The following is a 20,769-nucleotide window of genomic DNA, read 5'->3' as shown; positions in this document are numbered from 1 at the left end:
GAGATTACAAAAATGGGTGCCAGTAAAAAAGTGACTGGCTGGTCAAAAATAGACTAATTGAGTCTGCTGGGTTCGTTGATTATCATCGAATACCCTTGATAGAGGCCATCCGGAGGGTTGCGGAGACCAGGCCTCCATAACGAGATAATGTATAAAGAGGTTTAAATCATGGCTGAGTACAAAGCACCGTTGCGAGACATTCGCTTCGTAATGAACGAGGTGTTTGAGGCAGATAAGTTGTGGGCGTCGTTGCCAGCACTGCAGGAAACGGTTGACCCGGAAACTGCCGATGCAATTCTGGAAGAAGCAGCCAAGATGGTGGGGGGCATGATTGCTCCGATTAACCGTAGTGGCGACGAAGAGGGTTGCCATTGGAATGACGGAGAGGTAACCACCCCTGCTGGCTTCAAGGAAGCCTACCAGACATACGCCGAAGGCGGATGGGTAGGTCTGACCGGAAATTCAGCGCTGGGGGCGATGGGCATGCCCAAGATGCTGAGCTCTCAGGTCGAAGAGATGACCATGGCCGCTAACTTCTCGTTTGGTCTTTACCCTATGCTGACGGTCGGGGCCTGCCTGTCGATCAATGCCCACGGCAGTGACGAGTTGAAAGAGACCTATCTGCCCAATATGTACGCGGGGACCTGGGCGGGGTCCATGTGCCTGACCGAGGCCCACTCAGGAACGGATCTCGGTATGATTCGCACCCGTGCCGAGGATAATGGCGATGGTAGTTATCGCATCAGTGGTAGCAAAATATTCATCACCGGTGGCGATCATGATCTTACCGAAAACATCATTCACCTGGTGTTGGCGAAATTACCCGATGCGCCGGCAGGTCCGCGGGGGATCTCCCTCTTTCTGGTACCCAAGGTCAAGGTGAAGGCAGACGGCAGTCTGGGTGAGCGCAACAACGTCAGTTGTGGCTCTATTGAACACAAGATGGGAATCAAAGCATCCGCGACCTGTGTTATGAACTTCGATGGGTCCGTCGGTTATCTGGTGGGTGAGATCAACAAAGGTCTTGCATGTATGTTCACCATGATGAACTACGAGCGTCTGGGAGTTGGTATTCAGGGGCTAGGTGCAGGCGAAGCGTCTTACCAAAGCGCTATCGAGTATGCCCGCGAGCGTATTCAGGGGCGTGCTGCTACGGGTGCCATCCAGCCGCAAAAAGCTGCCGACCCCATATTGGCCCATGCAGATGTTCGGCGGATGCTACTCAACATGAAAGCCACCACCGAAGCGGGGCGGGCGTTCTCCTCCTATGTCGCAAAGCAGCTGGATCTTGTTAAGTTCAGTGACGTGGAAGAGGACAGGTTACAGGCCGAAGCGATGGTTGCATTGCTGACACCCGTGGCCAAAGCATTTATGACGGATATGGGCCTGAACAACACGATCGACGGTCAGCAGGTTTTCGGTGGCCACGGTTATATTCGTGAGTGGGGGCAGGAGCAGTTGGTTCGTGATGCCCGCATTGCCCAAATTTATGAAGGCACGAATGGCGTGCAGGCGCTGGACCTGATGGGCCGCAAGACGGTGGCCAATGGGGGCAAGTGGACGGCCCTTTTCGTCGCTGAAATTCGTGAAGTGGCGGCAGGGATTGCGGAGGAGTTTCGTACGCCGTTGCTGGACGCTTGCGATCGCTTGCAAGCGACCACTGATTGGGTGTTGGAGCGTGCGGCTAACGATCCGAATGAAATTGGCGCCGCCTCCGTTGAATATCTGCACCTGTTTGGCTACACCGCCTACGCGTATATGTGGGTGCTTATGGCGCAAAAGGCACAGCAGCAGCTGGACCAGGGTACCGAAGAGCGAGGCTTTTACGAAGCCAAACTGGCGACGGCTCGCTACTTCTACAAGCGACTGTTGCCCCGCGTCCTGAGCCTGGAGGCGAGCATCAAGTCGGGTGCCGAGCCTCTGTACGCGCTGGCGGATGAACTGTTCTAGCAAAATCGGATTCGGTGGTGAGTACCGCCGAATAAAAAAAGGGGATGCAGGTTCCAGCCTGCATCCCCTTTTTTGTTTGGGCCGTCAACTGACGCCCGATGGTGTTGGCTAGAACCTGTAGCCGAGGCCGACCATATAAACCCAGGGGTTGATGTCTACGTCTTTGGCTTTAATGCGATTACCTGAGTTCTTGCCCTTGAACTCTGCTTCGGTTTGGATGTTGAGCTTCCATACGGTGGCATTAACGGCTAGGTTGTCGGTAATAAAGTAGTCGGCCCCAGCCTGAAAAGCCATACCCCAGGAGTCGTCCAGATCCAGGTCATACTTTTCCCCCAGAGCGGTTTCCAGCTCCCCGCTGGCGTCTTCATCGAAGAAGGTGGTGTAGTTCAAGCCCAGCCCCAGGAAAGGCTGAAACTTGGAGTCACTGCCCCCCATAGGGTGATATTGCACTGAGAGGGTGGGGGGCAGATGTTTGGTGCTGCCGACCTTGTTGATGCCTAATCCCTCTAGCCCTTGAGCCTTGATATCGTGCTCGAAGGGGGTGGCAGCGAGTAAATCGAGACCAATCTGGTCGGTAACCATATAGGTGAAAGTTAACCCCAGCTGGGTGCTGCTATCTATATTATTCACTTCGGCACCAAGGCCTGTGCCGTTAAGCGTTATCTCGTCGCTTTCGACTCCGGAGGGGTCCACGGTTGCCGCACCGGCGCGGACAATGATGTCACCCGCCTCGCGAGCCATTGCCTGTCCGGAAAGGGTCGCGGTCGCTGCAATGATAGCGGTAAGAAGCGTTAATCTTTTCATAGTCATTTCCCTGTGTAGTTGTTGTCTGTCCAATAGTTATTATGGGATGAATTCTATACCCGCCCTAAAAGTGCGTGTATTGATATAGCTCAACAGTTGATATAAATCAACAAAGAGTGGTTGCTTTCCCGTAATCGTCTGGCGCATGGAATTGAGGTTGTGATGTTTGTCAATGCTGGTGCCTTAAGGGGAGTGTCGTAGCTAAACGCTATGTATCATAGGCCCGATTTAGATCGCCACCCAATACTTTGCAAGGGAATATATTGATAAACTCATTTCCCTCTCCACTCTCCCTACACGGGTCCCATCGTGCTGCCTGAAGCAATCCGCCAACTACCGATCGCAGAGCTTTTGCCTGAACTCACGCGGGAGTTGGCGTTGCGCCACAACCTGGTGTTGCAGGCCCCCCCTGGAGCGGGGAAAACAACAGCGGTTCCTCTGGCGTTGCTGCTGCAAGCGTCCTGGTTGCAGGGGCGTAAAATTCTGCTGCTTGAACCGCGGCGCCTCGCCGCCCGAGCAGCGGCTCACCGAATGGCGTCCCTGTTGGGTGAGCCGGTGGGTGATCGTGTCGGTTACAGAATATCCCTGGAGCGCTGTGTCGGCCCCAATACCCGTATCGAGGTCGTGACCGAAGGGGTGTTGATCCGCCAGCTTCAAAGCGATCCCGAATTGGGCGATTACGCGGTGGTGCTATTTGATGAGTTTCATGAACGCTCACTCCAGGCCGATCTTGGACTCGCCCTGTGCCAGCAAACCCAGCAGCTTTATCGTGACGAGGATCCGCTTAAATTGGTGATTATGTCGGCAACATTGGATGGTGGCCGTATCAATGAGCGTTTATCCGACTCAATACTGTTAACTAGCAGTGGACGAACTTTTTCGGTTGAGGTTTTTTACCGGGATATCGGTTCCTTACAACGCTCTGCTTCGCAATGGTACGCGGCGTTGGTGAGTTTGATTGGCCAGATCGTGAGCGCGCAGTCGGGGGATATTTTGCTGTTTCTACCGGGCAGCGGAGAGATTCAGCGGTTGCAGAAGATGTTGGAGGAGGTTCAGGAGTTTTCTGCAATTCAGCTGTGCCCTTTATACGGTGAGCTTCCCTTTGAAGTGCAGCAGCGCGCCATCAGTCCCTCTGTAAAGGGTGCCCGCAAGCTGGTGTTGACCACGCCTATCGCCGAGACCAGTCTTACCATCGAAGGGGTGCGTATCGTCGTCGATAGCGGACTGGTGCGCCGGCCCTGCTTCGACCCGGTCTCGGGCATGACGCGCCTCGACACACAGCGTATCTCGCTGGCCTCGGCCCAGCAGAGGGCGGGGCGTGCCGGTCGCCTGGAATCGGGGGTTTGCTATCGTTTGTGGAGTGAAAACCTGCAGCTGGAGAGCTATACCGCGGCAGAAATACAGGAAGCCGATCTCAGCTCCATGGCGCTGGAACTTGCCGCATGGGGGGAGCTGGATCCTGCGGCTTACCTGTGGCTAGATCCACCCCCGCAGGCGCATTTCAATACAGCCTGTGATCTGCTCCAGCGCTTACAGGCATTGCAAGCCGACAACCAGGGGCCATTGCAGATCAGCAAACATGGGCTTGATATGTCCGCCTTGGCCATGCATCCGCGGTTGGCGCACATGGTGATCAGGGCCCAGCAAGAATCCCTGGGTTACGCCGCCTGCCAGCTAGCGGGGTTACTGAGCGAACGCGACCTGCTCATGACGGCACGTAACCAGCCCGATGCCGATATCATGTTGAGACTGGCGGTCATGGAGGGGGAGCGCCCACCACGGTGGATGAGCATTCGTCACGGAGCCTTGCAGCGTGCCCGCCAACTATCGAAGCAGTGGCAGCGACAGTTCAGTGTGCGTCAAAGGGTTTATGATCGTGACCAGATTGCGCGTTTGCTGGCCTGGGCCTATCCCGATCGAATTGCCCAGCGGCGCGGCGCCGAACCGGGGAGCTATCGGCTGGCTAACGGAAAAGGCGCTTCGATGTCCGCTAATGATGGGATGGCATCGATGCCCTGGTTGGTAGTCGCTGAGCTTGGGGGCATGAAAAACAAAAGTGATGCTCGTATATTTCTTGCGTGTGAAATTGACCTGGAGGCCTTGCAGGATCAGTTTGCCGAACAGTTGGTGACTGTGCGTGATGTGTCCTGGGCTAAACGTCAGCAGCAGGTCGTTGCTGAAACGCGTAAGCAGTTGGGGGCGTTGGTCGTGCATCAAAGTCGGCTGCTGGAGCCGGCTCCGAGTGAGCTGCAACAGGCTCTTCTGCAAGGAGTTCGTGAGCGGGGAATCCATTCGCTGCCCTGGGATGAGGGTAGCAAGGCATTGCGCGAACGTTTTTGTTTCGCCGCCCGATTTAACACCGAAATACCCTCCCTCGATGACCGATGGTTGGATGAAAATCTGGAACAGTGGCTGCAGCCGTATCTTGACCGGCAAACCCGGCTGGAGCAATTGCGTACCCTTGATCTTAGCCAGGTGCTACTGGCTCTGCTCGACTGGGAAACCAGCAAGTGTTTACAATCGCTGGCGCCGGAGCGTTGGGAAGTGGCCTCGGGCTCCAGGCTCCGCATCGACTACAGTGACCCTCAGGCACCGGTTCTGGCCGTGCGCTTGCAGGAGATGTTCGGCTGTACCTCTCATCCCTGTTTGGCGGCAGGAAAACAGCCCCTGACCTTGAGTTTGCTATCGCCGGCTCAACGGCCCGTGCAGATCACCCAGGATATAGAAGGTTTCTGGCAAGGCAGTTATGCAGAGGTCAAAAAGGAGATGAAAGGGCGTTATCCGAAGCACTATTGGCCCGACGACCCTACCAAAGCTGCGCCGACGACACGCACCAAACGTCACATAAAGGGATCCTGATCCCGGCATGCTAGGGGCTGATGGAGAGAGCGCTTCGCTAGTGCTGGCAAGCGATCCCATGCTGGGTAATACTTGGTGACAGGCTTTGCGGGAAATATTGCCGCTAACGGAACCTCAATGAAGACACGATTCAGAAACCGAGTAGTAGTAGTGACCGGGGCGGCGGCGGGTATCGGGCGTCAGCTGTGCCTGCGTTTTGCCCAAGCGGGAGCCTGGATAGCGATGCTTGACCTCCAGCATGAACCTCTCGATGCGTTGGCTAATCAACTGGTGAGCAAGCACAATACCAAAGCGCTGGGGTTGGTGTGCGATGTGAGCGATCCGGAGTCTGTTCGGGGCGCTTTTGACCGCATTCTCGATCAATTTGGTGGCATCGATGTGCTGGTTAACAACGCCGGTATCGTGCATCGTAGCGCCTTTGTGGACACCGAGCTGGAGGTGTTTCGTCGGGTGATGGAGGTTAACTACTTCGGTTCCCTCTACTGCACCAAGGCCGCGCTTCCCTCTCTGGTGGAGCGCAAGGGGATGATTATCGCCATGAGCAGTATGTCCGGTTTTGCACCCTTATGGCACCGCAGCGGATACAGTGCCAGTAAGCACGCCCTGCATGGATTATTCGACTGCTTACGTGTAGAGCTGGCAGAGTCTGGTGTGCAAGTGATGATGGTGTGTCCCGGTTTTACCGCGACCGATATTCGCAAGAATGCACTTCGCGCTGATGGCTCCATTCGGGAAGAGCCCTTTTCCTGGATTGGCGATGTGGCCTCAGCGGTGGATGTTGCCGACGATGTGTTTAATGGGGCGCTTAAGGGAGAGCGCTTGCTGGTGCTCTCCAACGTAGGACGCGGCACCCGTTTGCTTTATCGGTTTTTCCCCCGCCTGTTTGAGCGCTTGATCTCTGCACGCCTGAGCGATGTGGGCGATCAAAAATCCTGAACGCCATGCTCAAAAGCATTCGCTAACAATTTTCCGAAGCCTCCCTATAGTGAAGTCTGGATACTTACGCGAGGCATCTACAATGGGATTGTTGGTTAAAGGGCAGTGGCAGGACCAGTGGTATGACACCAGGGAAAGCGGCGGTGCTTTTGTGCGCGAGGGTGCCCAGTTCCGTAACTGGATTACCTCCGACGGCCAACCGGGCCCTAGCGGGGAGGGGGGCTTTCGAGCTGAAGCAGGAAGGTATCATCTGTATGTTTCCCTGGCGTGTCCCTGGGCGCACCGAACCCTGATTTTTCGCCAACTCAAAGGACTTGAGGCACTCATTAGCCTCAGTGTTGTTGACCCCGACATGTTGGAGAACGGCTGGGAGTTTGGGGCAGGTACAGCGGGTGCTAGTGGCGATGACCTCTATGCCTGCTCTTTTTTGCACCAGATCTACACACGCGACAACCCGCAATACAGCGGGCGTGTAACCGTGCCGGTGTTGTGGGACAAGCAGCGGCAGTGCATTGTCAGCAATGAATCCTCAGAGATCATTCGCATGTTCAACGGAGCCTTCGATGCTCTTACGGGAAACAGACTTGATTTCTATCCGGAGGCGTTAAAGGCAGAGGTCGATGCTATCAACAGTCGTGTCTACGAGCAGGTCAATAATGGTGTCTACCGGACTGGTTTTGCTACCACCCAACAGGCCTATGATTCTGCGCTGACCGCGCTATTCGGCGCTCTCGACTGGCTCGAGGTTTTGCTCGGTCAGCAGCGTTATCTGGCAGGCGGTCAGATCACCGAAGCGGATTGGCGACTATTCACCACCCTGGTGCGTTTTGACGCGGTCTACGTCGGGCACTTCAAGTGTAATCTGCGCAGGATTGTTGACTACCCTCAGTTGAGTAATTACCTGCGCGAGCTCTACCAGTGGCCGGGTATCGCCGAGACCGTGAATATGGAGCATATAAAGCGACACTATTACTACAGTCACTCTCAAATCAACCCGACCCGTATTGTGCCCGGCGGCCCGGTGATCGATCTAAATGTCTCCCATGATCGTGGGCGGTTACCTGGCAGCAGCTAGTGAAAAGAGCGCGTATGCTGATCGTATCCGGTATTGGCAGTGCCCACTGTGACGCACAGGTTGTTGCGTTTTCCTAGTTTGAAAAGCTGGGACGATCTCACCAATGATATGAATTTACAGATCGCCAGTGGTGCCGAACAGCAGAGCGCGGTAGCGGGGGAGATCAATCGTAATATGGCATCGATCCGCTCGGCTTCCCAGGGTGTCAGTGATCAGGCCAGCTAATCGCCGTTGATATAGCTGCGAATTGTACTGTCCTTGCGCAGTTCACGGATAAACCATTTGAGCGCCCGGCCGTCGCTGCCGCTGCGCCAGGCAGCAACGGTATCTATCTGGCTGGGACGCTGTGCATCGAGGGTTTTGAGCTCGATCAGGGTGCCGTTGGCGAGCTCTGTGCGTATGGCGGCTCGTGGCAGGTAACCGACCCCAAGACCCGCCTTTTGGGCGAGAATTTTGCTGCGGATGTCGGGGACGGTCAGGCGCAGCTGCTTGTCCAGTATGCCGTGAGTACGTGGAGGCAGCTGCCGGGAGCTGTCGCGCACTGCAACGGAGGTGTATTCTCCAATCGAATCGGGTGACAGGGGTTGCTGCGTCCGCGCCAGTGGGTGTTCAGGATGGGTAACGAATATAAACTCATGGGTCCCCAGGGGGAGAGTATTAAAGTTTTTCCCCGGCCGGGCGCCGGTGCCGGCACCTATAGCAAGATCGGCGCGCTTGCAGGTCAGCGCATCCCAGCACCCCATAAGCACCTCATGATGAATTTGAATCTCGACCCCGCTTTGGTGGGCGTTGAACTGCTCTATCAGCGGGAATACCAGCTCGATGGGGATGATGGAATCGACGGCGATCGATAACCGGGTCTCCCAGCCGTTGGCCGTCAGGCGCGTCGCGTCGGCCAGCTCCTGGGTGGCCTGGAGGATCTGTCGTCCTCGCTCCAGCAGAAGCTCTCCGGCAGGGGTCAAAATAGCGCGATGGCCTGCCCGGTTGAAGAGGGTGACATCCAGGTCTTGTTCCAGCTTTTGCACCGTATAGGAGATCGCCGATGGCACCTTGAACAGCTCATCTGCTGCAGCGGCGAAGGAGCCTCGTCGACTGATCGCGTCGATCACCTGCAGAGCCTCTATAGTAATCGGGTTAGCCATAGACGAATCCTAGTGGCGAGGAGCCTGGTTGGTGTAAATGGACAGGGGTAACCAGCGGCGCAGTAAGCGGTCCAGCTCTCCGTTACGCCGTGCCTCGGTCAGGAAGGCGTTAATCTGCAGGAGTAGCTCCCTGGATTTTGGCGAAACTGCCCACGCGATACTCTCTTCGCTCAGAGGCTGGTTGAGACTGATAAGTTCTTCAAATTCGCGGTTCTGGCTGATCATCCAGCTGGTCTGGGCGTCATGAATTACGTAATCGAGCTCTCCGGCGGTCAGTACGGCCAGCGCCTTATCGATGGTATCAAAGGACATCACTATTGCCGATGGGAACTCATTCAGGACCAGTTCCTCTCCCGTGGTACCCCGCTTGACGCCGATACGGCGTCCGTCGCGGGTTAGCTGCCAGGGTTCCCCCAGCATACCGATATTGCGCTGGTGGATAATGGCCACCTGGCCGGTCTGGGTTATCGGGCTCGTGAACAGTACCTGTCGTGAACGTGCAGGAGTAATGCTCATTCCAGACATGATCAGATCAATGCTGTCGTTTCGTAGAGCAGGAATCAGATCGGAGAACGGCAGCACTCGGAATTCGATCTCCTGTCCCAGGAACGTTGCCAGCTGCTGCGCCAGCTCTATATCCAGCCCCTCCAGCTCGCCCTGATGATCCTGGCTGAACGGCGGGTACTGCCCGCTCGTACCGATACGCAAACTGGCAGCGTGCAACGCCATGGGAGCAATCAGCAATAGCGCTAGCAAGCAGCGGATAGATATGGGAATTAACAAAGGCTTCTCCTGAGGCTACGTATTGTCTAGATCATACCTTTCCCTTAGCCAGTTACCAACGGCGATACATGGAAATGGGGCGATGCGAATCGTACAATAGGGATTCATCTGTCCTGCGGGCAAAAACTACAGTCTGTCTATAGCGCTGCTTGGCCAGTCACTATGGCGGGAGGCTGGTACGAAGAGGGTTACAGGTTCTACTTCGACGCGTATTTTTGGATGGGTTGATAACAGAAAAAAGGTGCTGGTAGTTAAAACAACAGAGGGATAAGAGCCGTGGTTAAGGCCTTGAGATTCCCCGAACGATGCAATATAGCGGAGAGATCCATGAGTCAGCAGTTGAATGAGTTGCTTGAGTTGCTCAAGCTTGAAAAGATCGAAGAGAATCTATTTCGTGGACAGAGTCAGGATCTGGGCTTCCCCAATGTATTTGGCGGACAGGTCATGGGGCAGGCGCTGTCTGCTGCCAAGCAAACGGTCGATGAAACTCGCTCGGTTCACTCCTTTCACAGTTATTTTTTACGTCCAGGGAATGCCCACAAACCGATTGTCTATGAAGTTGATTGTATCCGTGACGGAAAAAGCTTTACCACACGAAGAGTGGTTGCGATCCAGAACGGAAATCCTATCTTTTTTATGTCGGCGTCGTTTCAGGTTGACGAGCCGGGCTTCGATCATCAGGCAGAGATGCCAGAGGTAGGTGGCCCTGAAAACGTGCCCAGCAAAACAGATATCTATCGTCAGCACCAAAAGATGATTCCCGAAGCGCTACGCGAGAAAATGGTTTGTGAAAAGCCGATCGAAGTGCGTCCGATTAATCCTCAGAATCTGGTTGATCCAAAAGTGATGGATCCTCAAAGTAATGTCTGGTGCCGAACGGTAGGTAAAATGCCAGATGATCTTCGTATTCATAAATACTTGCTTGCCTATGCATCCGATTTTGACTTTTTACCAGTATCCCTTAACCCTCACGGGGAAAATTTTTGGATGCCGCATATGCAGGTTGCTACCATCGACCACGCGATGTGGTTTCACCGGCCCTTCCGTTTTGACGAATGGCTGCTTTATGTGATCGATAGTCCTAGTGCGTCCGGGGCCAGGGGATTGGTTCGTGGGCAGTACTTTAACCAGCAAGGGGAGTTGGTAGCGTCAACGATTCAGGAAGGCTTGATTCGTAACCGTAAGAGCTAATCGAAATGCCGCTTATAAACCGTTCGGATTACTCCCAGGCGATGTCGTCAAACCGATTGAAGCATAAGCGCCTGTGGGTTTTTGACCTGGACGGTACCCTGACCCGGCCGGTACATGATTTTGTTGCCATTCGTCACGCCTTGGGTGTTCCCCTGGAGGAGGATATCCTTACCTTTCTCGACCAGCTGCCGGCAGAGGAGTCTCGTCGTCGTCACCGTAAACTCGAACGGATTGAGCGCGACCTTGCTCATCAAAGTCAGGCGGCCAAGGGCGTGTTTGAGTGCTTGCGCTGGCTGGCGGACAGTGCTGATTTTGGATTGCTAACCCGAAACACCCGCGATAATGCTCTGCTGTCTTTGCGCGCGATAGACGTGGGTGAGCTGTTTTTTCCCGAAGCGGTGCTGGGGCGCGAATGCGCTGCACCGAAGCCTGCTCCCGATGGTATTCAGCAGTTGATGAGACACTTTCGGGTGTCGCCAGAGCAGTCGGTGATGGTGGGTGATTTTTCACACGATCTTGCGGCCGGGCGCGCGGCTGGAGTGACGACTGTGCATGTGAATTTTCGAGGTCGCTTTGAATGGGAAGCGCTGGCTGACCACTGTTTCGATGATTTTACTCAGCTCCATGAATACCTTCGTAGAGCGTCTAAACTCGGTGTTGGTAACTAAGGCTTCAAATAATTTGAATAAGTTGCTCGCTTCTTTCCGCTATCCCCCGCAGGCGATCGCCCTAAAATAGCTCTCATGGTTTATCCCCTAACCGACGAGAGAGGGCAATATGTCAAATGTACTGGTGATCAATAGCAGCTTACGCCGCGAGGGTGCAAACTCTACCAACCTGACCGAAACATTTCTGCGTCAGTGGCGTGAACAAAATCCACAGGACCACATTGTGCAGCGGGATATGGCAACAGACCCGATACCTCACCTGGATGAGGCCGTGGTGGGTGCCTTTTTTACTCCTGCTGAGCAGCGTGACGACCAACAGCAGGCGCTGGTCAAACGCTCAGATGAGCTGGTGCGTGAGCTGCAGGAGAGCGATGTGCTGGTGTTGGGAGTCCCTATGTATAACTTCGGTATTCCCTCGACCCTGAAATCCTGGATTGATCATATCGCCAGGGCGGGGCTCACGTTCACCTACACCGAGCAGGGTCCCAAGGGTCTGTTGGAGGGCAAGAGGGCCTACGTATTGGCGGCGCGCGGCGGGCACTATCAGGGTACGTCCAAAGACACCCAAACCAGCTATTTGAAGGATGTGCTGGCGTTTATTGGTATCACCGATGTGCATTTCGTTTACGCCGAAGGGTTGAATATGGGGGGGGAGAGCTTTTCCGAAGCGATCTCCGGAGCGGAGTTGCAGATAGACGCCCTGTTTTCTTGAGCGCTGAAGATAAAAAAAGGGTCACCTTCGGGTGACCCTTTTTTTATTGGGTGGATTCTTTTCCGTGCTTGATCCTGGGCCAGTAGGTGGAAAAATCGAAGCCGGGGCTGTGGGATGGGTTATGGCACTGACGACAGGTGGTGTCGTCGGGTTTGGGTCGATCCAGCGGGGTTTGCCCGGCAGATTTCGCGTGTTCGCGGCCTGCTCCATGGCAGTTTTCACACTGGACATTGGCCAGATGGGGGGTGGCGAACTGATCCAGGTAGCCGCCGTCGACTCCTAGCCCGACCGTATGGCAGGCGAGGCATTCAGGATCGTAGGACTTGCCTACCGCTTGCAGGTCTGCGATCGCTTTGGCGTGCTCACTGCCCTGCCAGATTTTTGCGCTTTCAGCGTGGCACAAGGCGCATTGCTGGTTGCCGACGTAGGGACTGGTTCCGGCGGTGAGTGCTTTACGCTGTTCGACGCGCCGCTGGTAAAAAAGCTTAATCTCTTCGTTGTAATCACTGTACCACTGGGCCAGTGCCGGTGAATCGGCGACGCTTGGCGGTAGTGTGATCACCTCGTGTTGCCACTGGCTAATACGCCCGCTGGCTTCAATCTCCAGTGCAAGCTTGCCCAGCCGCATTCCTCGCGAACCGGGTTGCAGAACTAAGGTTTGTCCCAGCTGCCGGGGTTCACCTATCTCCTCATACAGGGGCTCGATGAGGAGCAGATCAATCAGCTCCAGTGGTAGTTCTGACTGCGCTCGCTGCAGGCTCAGGGTGGTGCCGACCACGGTGGTTTCGCCGCGATCAAGGGCATCCTCTAGCTGCGCGCTCAACGAACCCATACGGGTATCTACCTTGCGGTTGGCTTCGCCCATTTGGCGGTAGGGGGAGGTCTCGGGGTCGAGCCATTGAAAGTAGTGAAGTTGGGCAGCGGGGCGGCTGATCAAAATAGAGGAACTAAACTCATCTCCCTTCCAGTTACTGGCAACCCAGGGAAGCTCTGCGCTACGGAGAGAATCGAACCCATAGGCAAGATCGCTCCATTGTAACCCCACTCCATCGTAGTTGAGTTGCTCGATGGCGGTCAGGATATAACTGTTTTTGATCTTGTTACTGGTCATCTGGGCGGAGAGCAATCCGCCGGCAGTAATGGTCACCAGTCCAGGGTCGGTATCGCGCAGCGACTGCAGTACGGTTGCACGTCGTTTGAGACCGCCCATATCCCCCGCCTCGGAGCAGCCGCAGGGTTCGAGTTCGCCGTCGAGGTTGCCGGAATAGACTAGAGTGATGGGCGCTGCCTGGCTGGTGGCCATAAATAGAAGGGGTAGCAGGGCGGCAGTAAGGTAATGCAACAATCTCATGGGGGGATGACCGATAGGTTGCGGGAATGGGCGCAGTGTATCTCCGCCTTGAGGAGATGTCATTAGTGTTGGCGCTAGAGCATCAAGCTGCGGGCTGTGGTAAGTTTGATCCCATAAATAGAGTGGATACGGGTGTTACAAATGGATTGGATCGCACGCTGGGCGGTAGCCTTGGGAGGAATGTTAGTCACAGTCTCGGTTGTTGCCAACGAGCCTTACCATGGAGTGGTACTGCAATATCATCACGTCGACGATGGCACGCCCCATGTGACATCGACGCGGCCGAAGGATTTCCAGGACCACCTCGATTATATCGACAGCAATGGTTTTACTTTGTGGTCATTGCCACGTCTGATCACCGCGTTGCAACAGGGGGAGGCGGTTCCTGATCGGGTGGTTGCGATCACTTTCGACGATGCCTATGTATCGATCTATGAGAGGGCGTTTCCAGAGCTGAAAAAGAGAAACTGGCCCTTCACGGTGTTCGTGAGCACCGATTTTGTGGACTCGGGTGCCCGTCGCGCGCTCTCCTGGCAGCAGCTCAGGGAGATGGTGGCAGCCGGAGCGGTTGTGGGTAATCATACCCGAAGCCATCTGCATATTCCCCAGCTATTGGAAGCCGAAGACGACTCCCAGCGCTTGCAGCGAGTGCGCGATGAGGTCACGGGAGCCCAGCATCGAATTGACGCGGAGGTGGGGGTACAGCCCAAAATTTTTGCCTACCCCTATGGCGAGGTCGATCCCGCAGCGCAGGCGCTGATTGAGGAGTTGGGTTACGTCGCCTTCGGTCAGCAGTCCGGTGCCATTGGAAATCGGTCAGATTTTGGGTTTTTACCGCGTTTTCCAGCATCGGGGGCCTACGCTGAAATCAAGGACCTTTCGGTCAAACTCTGGTCGCTGCCGCTACCTGTTATTCAGGAAACACCCTCCTCAATGGTCTTACCAGAGGGGGAAACCCGCCCCGAACTTGAGCTGTTGCTCGCTCCCGGGCCTTATCGTGCCCGCCAGATCGCTTGTTTTGCCAGTGGTCAGGGCCGAATGCCCATAACAATAGACAGCGTCACTATCGACGGTGAGGAGCGTGTTCGCGTCCAGTCCCGTGCAGAGCAGGGGGTTGCGCCAGGCCGGAGTCGTTATAACTGCACCGCACCTGATGCGCGAGGCAAACGCTATTACTGGTATTCCAAACCCTGGTTGCGCGCGGGTTATTGGGACTAGCTGGTGACCCACTCTCCTGCTTTGGGCCAAGGCAGTATTGCTCGGATGTAGTGGGTGTGTAAGCCTGCATTCTCCCTGAACCATTCTATTGTTACCGACAGGATTCGACTTTATGGTATTTGAGCGCGTTTTGCTGACGGTCGCGCCGCTGGTGATCATCGTCACAGCGGGTTATCTCTATGGGCGCTTCCAGAAGCCCGATATCAGCGCCGCCAACAAAATGAATATGGACCTGTTCTGTCCTGCGCTGATCTTTTCGGTGATGTCTGCGAAAAGCTTTGATCTTGCCGCTTATGGCAATCTGGTGGTGGGTTGCGTGATAGTGGTGTTGGGGTCGGGGCTGTTGCTTTGGCCTGTGGCTCGGCTGGCAGGGTTTAATCCCCGCGCATTTCTTCCTCCCATGATGTTTAACAATTCGGGAAATCTGGGGATTCCCCTGATCGTACTCGCTTTTGGTGAAGAGGCGATGGCGATCGGGGTGGTGCTCTTTATTATCGAGATGGTGCTGCATTTTACGGTCGGGCTTTACGTGATAGATCATCGCACCCGGCTGATCAATATTTTGCGGATTCCGATGATTATCGCCACGCTGTTGGGGTTGGGCTGGAGTTTACTGTCACTGCCCCTGCCGCAGTGGGTAGCGATCCCAATCGACATGCTGGGGCAGATCTGTATTCCCCTGATGATGTTTGCTCTCGGGGTGCGCCTCTGTTCGGTAGACCTGACGGATTGGCGAATTGGCCTGGCCGGTGCGATCGCCTGTCCGCTAAGTGGCGTTATCTGTGCCGCCGTTGCGCTCATCTGGCTACCGTTGAGCCCGGTCGAGAGTGCTGCGTTGCTGGTGTTTGGTGCATTGCCCCCTGCAGTGCTGAACTATATGGTGGCCGAGCAATACAACCTTGAGCCAGCGCGAGTCGCGTCCATTGTAATGCTGGGCAACCTTGCTAGCTTGATAACCATTCCGCTGGTTCTAACCTATGTTCTGAGTTAACCCCTGCCAGGTTGGGCCTTACGAATATTGATCTGTATCGATCTTTTGTGGTCTATTGGCTGCTATGCTCAGCGACTGATGAACCATCCCGCGTTTTTCAATTGAGTTTGGTTAAGGATGTCACCGGAACAGCCCTCGTCAGACAGGGGTTGCAACCGTAACAGGAGAATGGAATATGTTGCCCGAAGTAAAAACTATCATCTACGCTACCTCACTGGGTAAGCACACCCGTCCGGTGTTTCGCCAGGCGATTAAAATGGCTAAGGCATATGATGCTCGCATCATCATGGTTCATGCACTTGAGCCGGTTAGTGACTTCGTTCATGCCATGGTGAGCTCCTACTTGCCCCAGGGGAAAGCGGAAGACCTGCGCCGCGAAGGTGAAGAGCGCATCCTGCAGGAGATGAAGCAGCGGGTTGAGAAGTTTTATGAGGAGGAGATGAGTGATCTGCCGGAGGTAGGTAATCTTGTTTCTCATCGAGTGGTGGCCGAAAGCAATTTGGTCGATCTGGTGATGCGGTCGATCGAAAAGTTTGAGGGTGATTTGGTTGTGTTGGGGTGCCAGAATAGCTTTGGTCATCACAGTCAGACGGCGGCGCATCTGGTGCGCCACAGCCCGGTGCCCGTATTGGTGGTGCCCAATAATCCAGAGTAACCCTGCGTCGGATGAATAACACGCCAGCCCCCGTCAGGGGGCTGGCGTTCTACTTTGGGTGATCGGGTCCGCATTCCCGCTTTCTACGCCCTATATGGGGCGTTACCGCGAGGGAGCGCCTTGAATCGGGCTGGTAAATCAGGCTATATAGGCTCAGGTTATAGATGCGCTGCCAATCCTTTTTAAAATCTCTTAAAAAGATGAGGTGTTGGACTGCTATTGGGTTTCAAATCCCTTAATATACAGTCCGCTATGCATTGACCTCGAATAAAACCAATTAGAACGATAACGAGATAAATACGATGATCAAAACACTAAGCAAGACATTGATGGGCGTGGCTGTTAGTGCCGCTGTTATGGGGGCATCCATTGCTCAGGCAGAGATCAAGGTCGCACTGGCCGGTCCAGTTACCGGTCCTGTGGCCCAGTACGGTGACATGCAGTTCACCGGTGCCAAGATGGCGATCGAGATGATCAACAAAGCCGGTGGCGTCAACGGCGAGATGTTGGAAGCGGTCGTCTATGACGATGCCTGTGATCCCAAGCAAGCGGTTGCGGTAGCCAACAAAATCGTCAACGATGGCGTTAAGTTTGTCGTTGGGCACCTGTGCTCCAGCTCTACCCAGCCAGCGTCCGACATCTATGAAGATGAAGGCATACTGATGATCACTGCAGCGTCCACCAACCCTGATATCACCACCCGTGGTTATCAGCTGGTGTTCCGCACCATTGGCCTCGACAGTGATCAGGGCCCGACTGCGGCCAAGTACATCGCCAACCAGGTCAAGCCATCCCGCGTTGCTGTTATTCATGACAAGCAGCAGTACGGTGAAGGCATCGCCACCAGCGTTAAGAGCGGTCTGGAAAGTGCTGGAGTTGCCGTTGTCGCTTTTGAAGGTGTAACTCCCGGCGACAAGGACTTCTCGGCGTTGATTGGTAAGCTGAAGAAAGAGAACGTCGATTTCGTATACTACGGCGGCTACCACCCTGAGCTGGGCCTGATCCTGCGTCAGTCTGCTGAAAAAGGCCTGGACGCCAAGTTCATGGGTCCTGAAGGTGTGGGTAACAAGGATATCAGTGCCATTGCCGGTGCTGCGTCCGAAGGCCTGCTGGTAACCCTGCCCAAGAAGTACGACCAGGATCCAGCCAACAAGCCGATCGCTGACGCGATCAGCGCCAAAGGCGAAGATCCTACTGGGCCATTCGTTTGGACTGCCTACGCGGCGGTACAGGCTATGGTACAGGGTATGGGTGATGCGTCCGACGGTGATGGCGTAGCCAATTACCTGCGTAGCAACAAAGTAGACACCGTAATGGGTCCCCTGGAATGGGACACTAAAGGTGACCTGAAAGGATTCGACTTTGGTGTCTTCGAGTGGCACGCCGATGGTACATCTAGCGCGAAATAAGCGTTAGTTGGTAAGGAAAGCGCCCTTCACCAACCGGTGGGGCGCTTTTTTGATATTCGAGAGTGTATATGTCTGAGTCTCTTCTTTATTTCGTGCAACAGCTGCTCAATGGTCTCACCGTCGGCAGTACCTATGCACTGATCGCCATCGGCTACACCATGGTTTATGGCATCATCGGTATGATCAACTTCGCCCACGGCGAGGTCTATATGATCGGCAGTTACATAGCTTTCATTGTGTTGGCCGCATTGGCCATGTTAGGTATCGAGAGCTTACCCATCTTACTGTGCGCCGCGTTTTTGATCAGTATGATTGTAACCAGCAGTTATGGTTACACAATTGAACGTGTCGCCTACCGTCCCCTGCGGGGCGGTAACCGACTGATTCCGTTGATTTCGGCAATCGGTATGTCTATTTTTCTGCAAAACCTGGTGCGTATGGCGCAAGGCTCCCGTGATGTTGCGATGCCTAGCCTGATCACTGGCGGCTGGAGCTTCGGGCCAGCCGACGGCTTTCAGGCCACGGTGTCTTACATGCAGGTCGTTATCTTCGCAGTCACCTTCATCAGCATGACCGCACTCACCCTGTTTATCTCCAGATCCCGGACGGGAAGGGCTTGTCGAGCCTGTGCCGAGGATCTTGGCATGGCGAATCTGCTGGGAATCGACACCAATCGTATCATCGCCCTGACCTTTATTATTGGTGCTGCGCTGGCTGCCGTAGCAGGGGTATTGCTGGGAACCTATTACGGGGTTATCAACCCTTACCTGGGCTTTATGGCGGGACTCAAAGCCTTTACAGCGGCGGTACTAGGGGGCATCGGAAGTATTCCCGGTGCAGTGCTGGGCGGCCTGCTGCTGGGATTGTCGGAAGCCTTTACGGCCGGTTACTTCAGTACCGAATACAAGGATGTTGTCGCCTTCCTGTTACTGGTGTTTGTATTGCTGTTCCTGCCTTCGGGTATTCTCGGTAAGCCGGAGGTTGAAAAAGTATGATCCAGAAACACAACCTTTTTAATGCCGTGATCGCAACCATCGTGTTGCTGATTCTGTCCGGTATGCTGATGGGATTGAACCTGGTAAACGAAGGCACGGGCCTGGTCATCAAGGTAGAGAATCCTGAAAACCTAAGTTATGTAGCGACAGCCGCCGTGATCGTGTTCCTGTTTCAGCTGTTTCGCCAGCCGATTATGTCGGGCGTTGGCGCGGCTAAAGAGGCCGTACCCGGATTGCCAAAATTACCGGATCTGAGCGCTAACCCCAAGCTTAAAAATCTTTTGATCGCCTTTGGCTTGGCGGCACTGATGATCTGGCCGTTTTATGCTTCCCGTGGTGCCATCGATCTGGCGACACTGACCCTGATCTACGTGATGCTGGGGCTGGGCCTCAATATTGTGGTTGGCCTGGCGGGGTTACTGGACCTGGGCTACGTCGGTTTCTACGCAGTGGGGGCCTATACCTACGCTTTGCTCTCCACCTACTTTGGGCTCTCGTTCTGGGTGTGTCTGCCGATTGCCGGTCTGATGGCGGCGTTTTTTGGCTTTATCCTGGGTTTTCCCGTGTTGCGATTGCGGGGAGATTACCTGGCGATCGTGACTCTGGGCTTTGGTGAGATCATCCGTATTTTGCTCAATAACTGGACGGAGCTCACGGGGGGGCCCAACGGTATCAGCCAGATCGCCAAGCCGACCCTGTTTGGCCTTGAGTTTAACCGTAAGCTGAAAGACGGTGGCAGTGGCCTGTTTCACGATTTCTTCGGTCTCTCCTACAGCGGCACCTATAAGGTGATCTTCCTTTATATCCTGGCGGTATTGCTGGTGATTCTGACCCTGTTTGTAATCAATCGCCTGTTGCGGATGCCGATTGGGCGGGCCTGGGAAGCGCTGCGTGAGGATGAGATCGCTTGCCGTTCGTTGGGGCTTAACCCGACCGTGATCAAGCTGACTGCCTTTACCATTGGTGCGGCCTTTGCCGGTTTTGCTGGTTCCTTCTTCGCCGCGCGTCAGGGTTTTATCAGCCCCGAATCCTTTATCTTTATCGAGTCGGCGATCATTTTGGCGATTGTCGTGCTTGGCGGAATGGGGTCCCAGATGGGGGTAATACTGGCAGCAATAGTTATGACCGTGTTGCCCGAGTTGGCGCGGGAGTTCCAGGAGTACCGGATGCTGATGTTCGGTCTTATGATGGTGTTTATGATGGTGTGGCGTCCGCAAGGCCTGCTGCCGATGAAACGTCCCCATATGGAGCTGCGTAGCCAATGAGTAATGCATTGTTAAAAGCCACCGGGCTGAGCATGCGCTTTGGTGGGCTGTTGGCGGTTGATGGTGTGGCGCTAACGGTAAATGAACGTGAGATTGTTTCGGTTATTGGCCCCAATGGCGCGGGCAAGACAACGGTGTTTAACTGTCTGACCGGGTTTTATAAGCCCACATCAGGCGAGATTTTATACAGGGGCCAGCCTATTCACGGGCTGCCAGGGCACAAGATCTCGAGCCTGGGTATTATTCGTACCTTTCAGCATGTGCGCCTGTTTAAGGAGATGACCGTTATTGAAAACCTGCTGGTTGCCCAGCACCGCCATCTTAAAACCGGTTTGCTCGCCGGGCTGTTTAAGACCCCGGGCTATCGGCGTGCCGAGTCTGAAGCGATGGACCGTGCGGCCCATTGGCTGGACAGGGTCAATCTCACCGAGTTTGCCAATCGTGAAGCGGGTAACCTTGCCTATGGTCAGCAGCGGCGCCTCGAAATTGCCCGGTGCATGGTAGCAGCTCCTGATCTGTTGATGCTGGACGAGCCTGCCGCCGGATTGAACCCTAACGAGACCAAAGAGCTGGACGAACTGATCGTGAGTCTACGGGACAGGGACGGTATATCCATTCTCTTGATCGAGCACGATATGAAACTGGTGATGGGTATCTCCGACAATATTGTTGTGGTCAACCAGGGGCGCCCGCTGGCGACCGGTACACCGCAGGAGATTCTCAATAATCCTGATGTGGTCAAAGCGTACCTGGGAGAGGAGTAAG

General features: G+C 54.8%; 18 protein-coding genes. 14 read left to right on the top strand and 4 right to left on the bottom strand.

The genetic code is table 11. The features are described from left to right. Positions 1–168 precede the first annotated feature (168 nt). On the top strand, positions 169–1,950 hold the full coding sequence (locus ACP3PW_RS01680) for an acyl-CoA dehydrogenase C-terminal domain-containing protein (protein WP_426414919.1): 1,782 nt from the start codon (positions 169–171) through the stop codon (positions 1,948–1,950). Positions 1,951–2,058: 108 nt separating this feature from the next. On the opposite strand, the gene ACP3PW_RS01675 is transcribed toward ACP3PW_RS01680, so the two are convergent. Then, positions 2,059–2,754 (bottom strand): OmpW/AlkL family protein, encoded by a 696-nt coding sequence (locus tag ACP3PW_RS01675; RefSeq protein WP_426414918.1) that lies wholly within the window; start codon positions 2,752–2,754, stop codon positions 2,059–2,061. A 309-nt stretch (positions 2,755–3,063) separates the two neighbouring features. On the opposite strand from ACP3PW_RS01675, the gene hrpB reads away from it, so the two are divergent. The 3 genes from hrpB (at position 3,064) to ACP3PW_RS01660 (ending at position 7,624) form a co-directional block, all read left to right on the top strand. After that, on the top strand, positions 3,064–5,613 hold the full coding sequence (hrpB, locus tag ACP3PW_RS01670; protein WP_426414917.1) for an ATP-dependent helicase HrpB: 2,550 nt from the start codon (positions 3,064–3,066) through the stop codon (positions 5,611–5,613). 117 nt (positions 5,614–5,730) lie between these two features. After that, on the top strand, positions 5,731–6,549 hold the full coding sequence (locus tag ACP3PW_RS01665; protein WP_426414916.1) for an SDR family oxidoreductase: 819 nt from the start codon (positions 5,731–5,733) through the stop codon (positions 6,547–6,549). An 82-nt stretch (positions 6,550–6,631) separates the two neighbouring features. After that, positions 6,632–7,624, top strand: a complete 993-nt coding sequence (locus tag ACP3PW_RS01660; protein WP_426414915.1) for a glutathione S-transferase family protein — start codon at positions 6,632–6,634, stop codon at positions 7,622–7,624. Between the two features lie 221 nt (positions 7,625–7,845). Here ACP3PW_RS01660 and ACP3PW_RS01655 read toward each other — a convergent pair whose 3' ends face one another. Both ACP3PW_RS01655 and ACP3PW_RS01650 read right to left on the bottom strand, forming a co-directional pair. Further along, entirely contained in the window at positions 7,846–8,766 is a 921-nt protein-coding gene (locus tag ACP3PW_RS01655; protein WP_426414914.1) for a LysR substrate-binding domain-containing protein, read from the bottom strand. 9 nt (positions 8,767–8,775) lie between these two features. After that, positions 8,776–9,549 (bottom strand): substrate-binding periplasmic protein, encoded by a 774-nt coding sequence (locus ACP3PW_RS01650; RefSeq protein WP_426414913.1) that lies wholly within the window; start codon positions 9,547–9,549, stop codon positions 8,776–8,778. A gap of 327 nt (positions 9,550–9,876) precedes the next feature. Between ACP3PW_RS01650 and tesB the strand changes: the two genes are divergently transcribed. The 3 genes from tesB (at position 9,877) to ACP3PW_RS01635 (ending at position 12,120) form a co-directional block, all read left to right on the top strand. Next, positions 9,877–10,740, top strand: a complete 864-nt coding sequence (tesB, locus tag ACP3PW_RS01645; RefSeq protein ID WP_426414912.1) for an acyl-CoA thioesterase II — start codon at positions 9,877–9,879, stop codon at positions 10,738–10,740. Between the two features lie 5 nt (positions 10,741–10,745). After that, positions 10,746–11,408 (top strand): HAD family hydrolase, encoded by a 663-nt coding sequence (locus ACP3PW_RS01640; RefSeq protein WP_426414911.1) that lies wholly within the window; start codon positions 10,746–10,748, stop codon positions 11,406–11,408. Between the two features lie 109 nt (positions 11,409–11,517). Further along, complete coding sequence (locus ACP3PW_RS01635; RefSeq protein ID WP_426414910.1) at positions 11,518–12,120, top strand: FMN-dependent NADH-azoreductase; 603 nt, start codon at positions 11,518–11,520, stop codon at positions 12,118–12,120. Between the two features lie 43 nt (positions 12,121–12,163). Here the strand turns inward: ACP3PW_RS01635 and ACP3PW_RS01630 are convergent, their stop codons facing one another. After that, positions 12,164–13,471: a multiheme c-type cytochrome gene (locus ACP3PW_RS01630; protein WP_426414909.1), complete on the bottom strand. Its 1,308-nt coding sequence runs from the start codon at positions 13,469–13,471 to the stop codon at positions 12,164–12,166. Between the two features lie 141 nt (positions 13,472–13,612). Here ACP3PW_RS01630 and ACP3PW_RS01625 point away from each other — a divergent pair, with 141 nt between their 5' ends. The 7 genes from ACP3PW_RS01625 (at position 13,613) to livG (ending at position 20,768) form a co-directional block, all read left to right on the top strand. Next, on the top strand, positions 13,613–14,689 hold the full coding sequence (locus ACP3PW_RS01625) for a polysaccharide deacetylase family protein (RefSeq protein WP_426414908.1): 1,077 nt from the start codon (positions 13,613–13,615) through the stop codon (positions 14,687–14,689). 112 nt (positions 14,690–14,801) lie between these two features. Then, entirely contained in the window at positions 14,802–15,680 is an 879-nt protein-coding gene (locus tag ACP3PW_RS01620) for an AEC family transporter (RefSeq protein WP_426414907.1), read from the top strand. 175 nt (positions 15,681–15,855) lie between these two features. Then, a complete protein-coding gene (locus tag ACP3PW_RS01615) occupies positions 15,856–16,335 on the top strand; it encodes a universal stress protein (RefSeq protein ID WP_426414906.1) in 480 nt (159 codons plus the stop codon). A gap of 302 nt (positions 16,336–16,637) precedes the next feature. Further along, on the top strand, positions 16,638–17,744 hold the full coding sequence (locus tag ACP3PW_RS01610; RefSeq protein ID WP_426414905.1) for a branched-chain amino acid ABC transporter substrate-binding protein: 1,107 nt from the start codon (positions 16,638–16,640) through the stop codon (positions 17,742–17,744). Positions 17,745–17,812: 68 nt separating this feature from the next. Then, positions 17,813–18,739, top strand: a complete 927-nt coding sequence (gene livH / locus ACP3PW_RS01605) for a high-affinity branched-chain amino acid ABC transporter permease LivH (protein ID WP_426414904.1) — start codon at positions 17,813–17,815, stop codon at positions 18,737–18,739. Then, positions 18,736–20,004, top strand: a complete 1,269-nt coding sequence (locus tag ACP3PW_RS01600) for a high-affinity branched-chain amino acid ABC transporter permease LivM (RefSeq protein WP_426414903.1) — start codon at positions 18,736–18,738, stop codon at positions 20,002–20,004. Before livH ends, ACP3PW_RS01600 begins: the two co-directional genes overlap by 4 nt. Further along, the gene (livG, locus tag ACP3PW_RS01595) at positions 20,001–20,768 is read left to right on the top strand and encodes a high-affinity branched-chain amino acid ABC transporter ATP-binding protein LivG (RefSeq protein ID WP_426414902.1); all 768 of its coding nucleotides are present in this window, start codon (positions 20,001–20,003) and stop codon (positions 20,766–20,768) included. The genes ACP3PW_RS01600 and livG overlap by 4 nt, the downstream gene beginning before the upstream one ends. The last annotated feature ends 1 nt before the right edge of the window (position 20,769 follow it).

This window comes from Aestuariirhabdus sp. LZHN29, from assembly GCF_049985285.1.
Taxonomy (GTDB): domain Bacteria; phylum Pseudomonadota; class Gammaproteobacteria; order Pseudomonadales; family Aestuariirhabdaceae; genus Aestuariirhabdus.
Note: the sequence above shows the minus strand (reverse complement) of the source record. Positions and strands in the feature narration are given on the sequence as shown.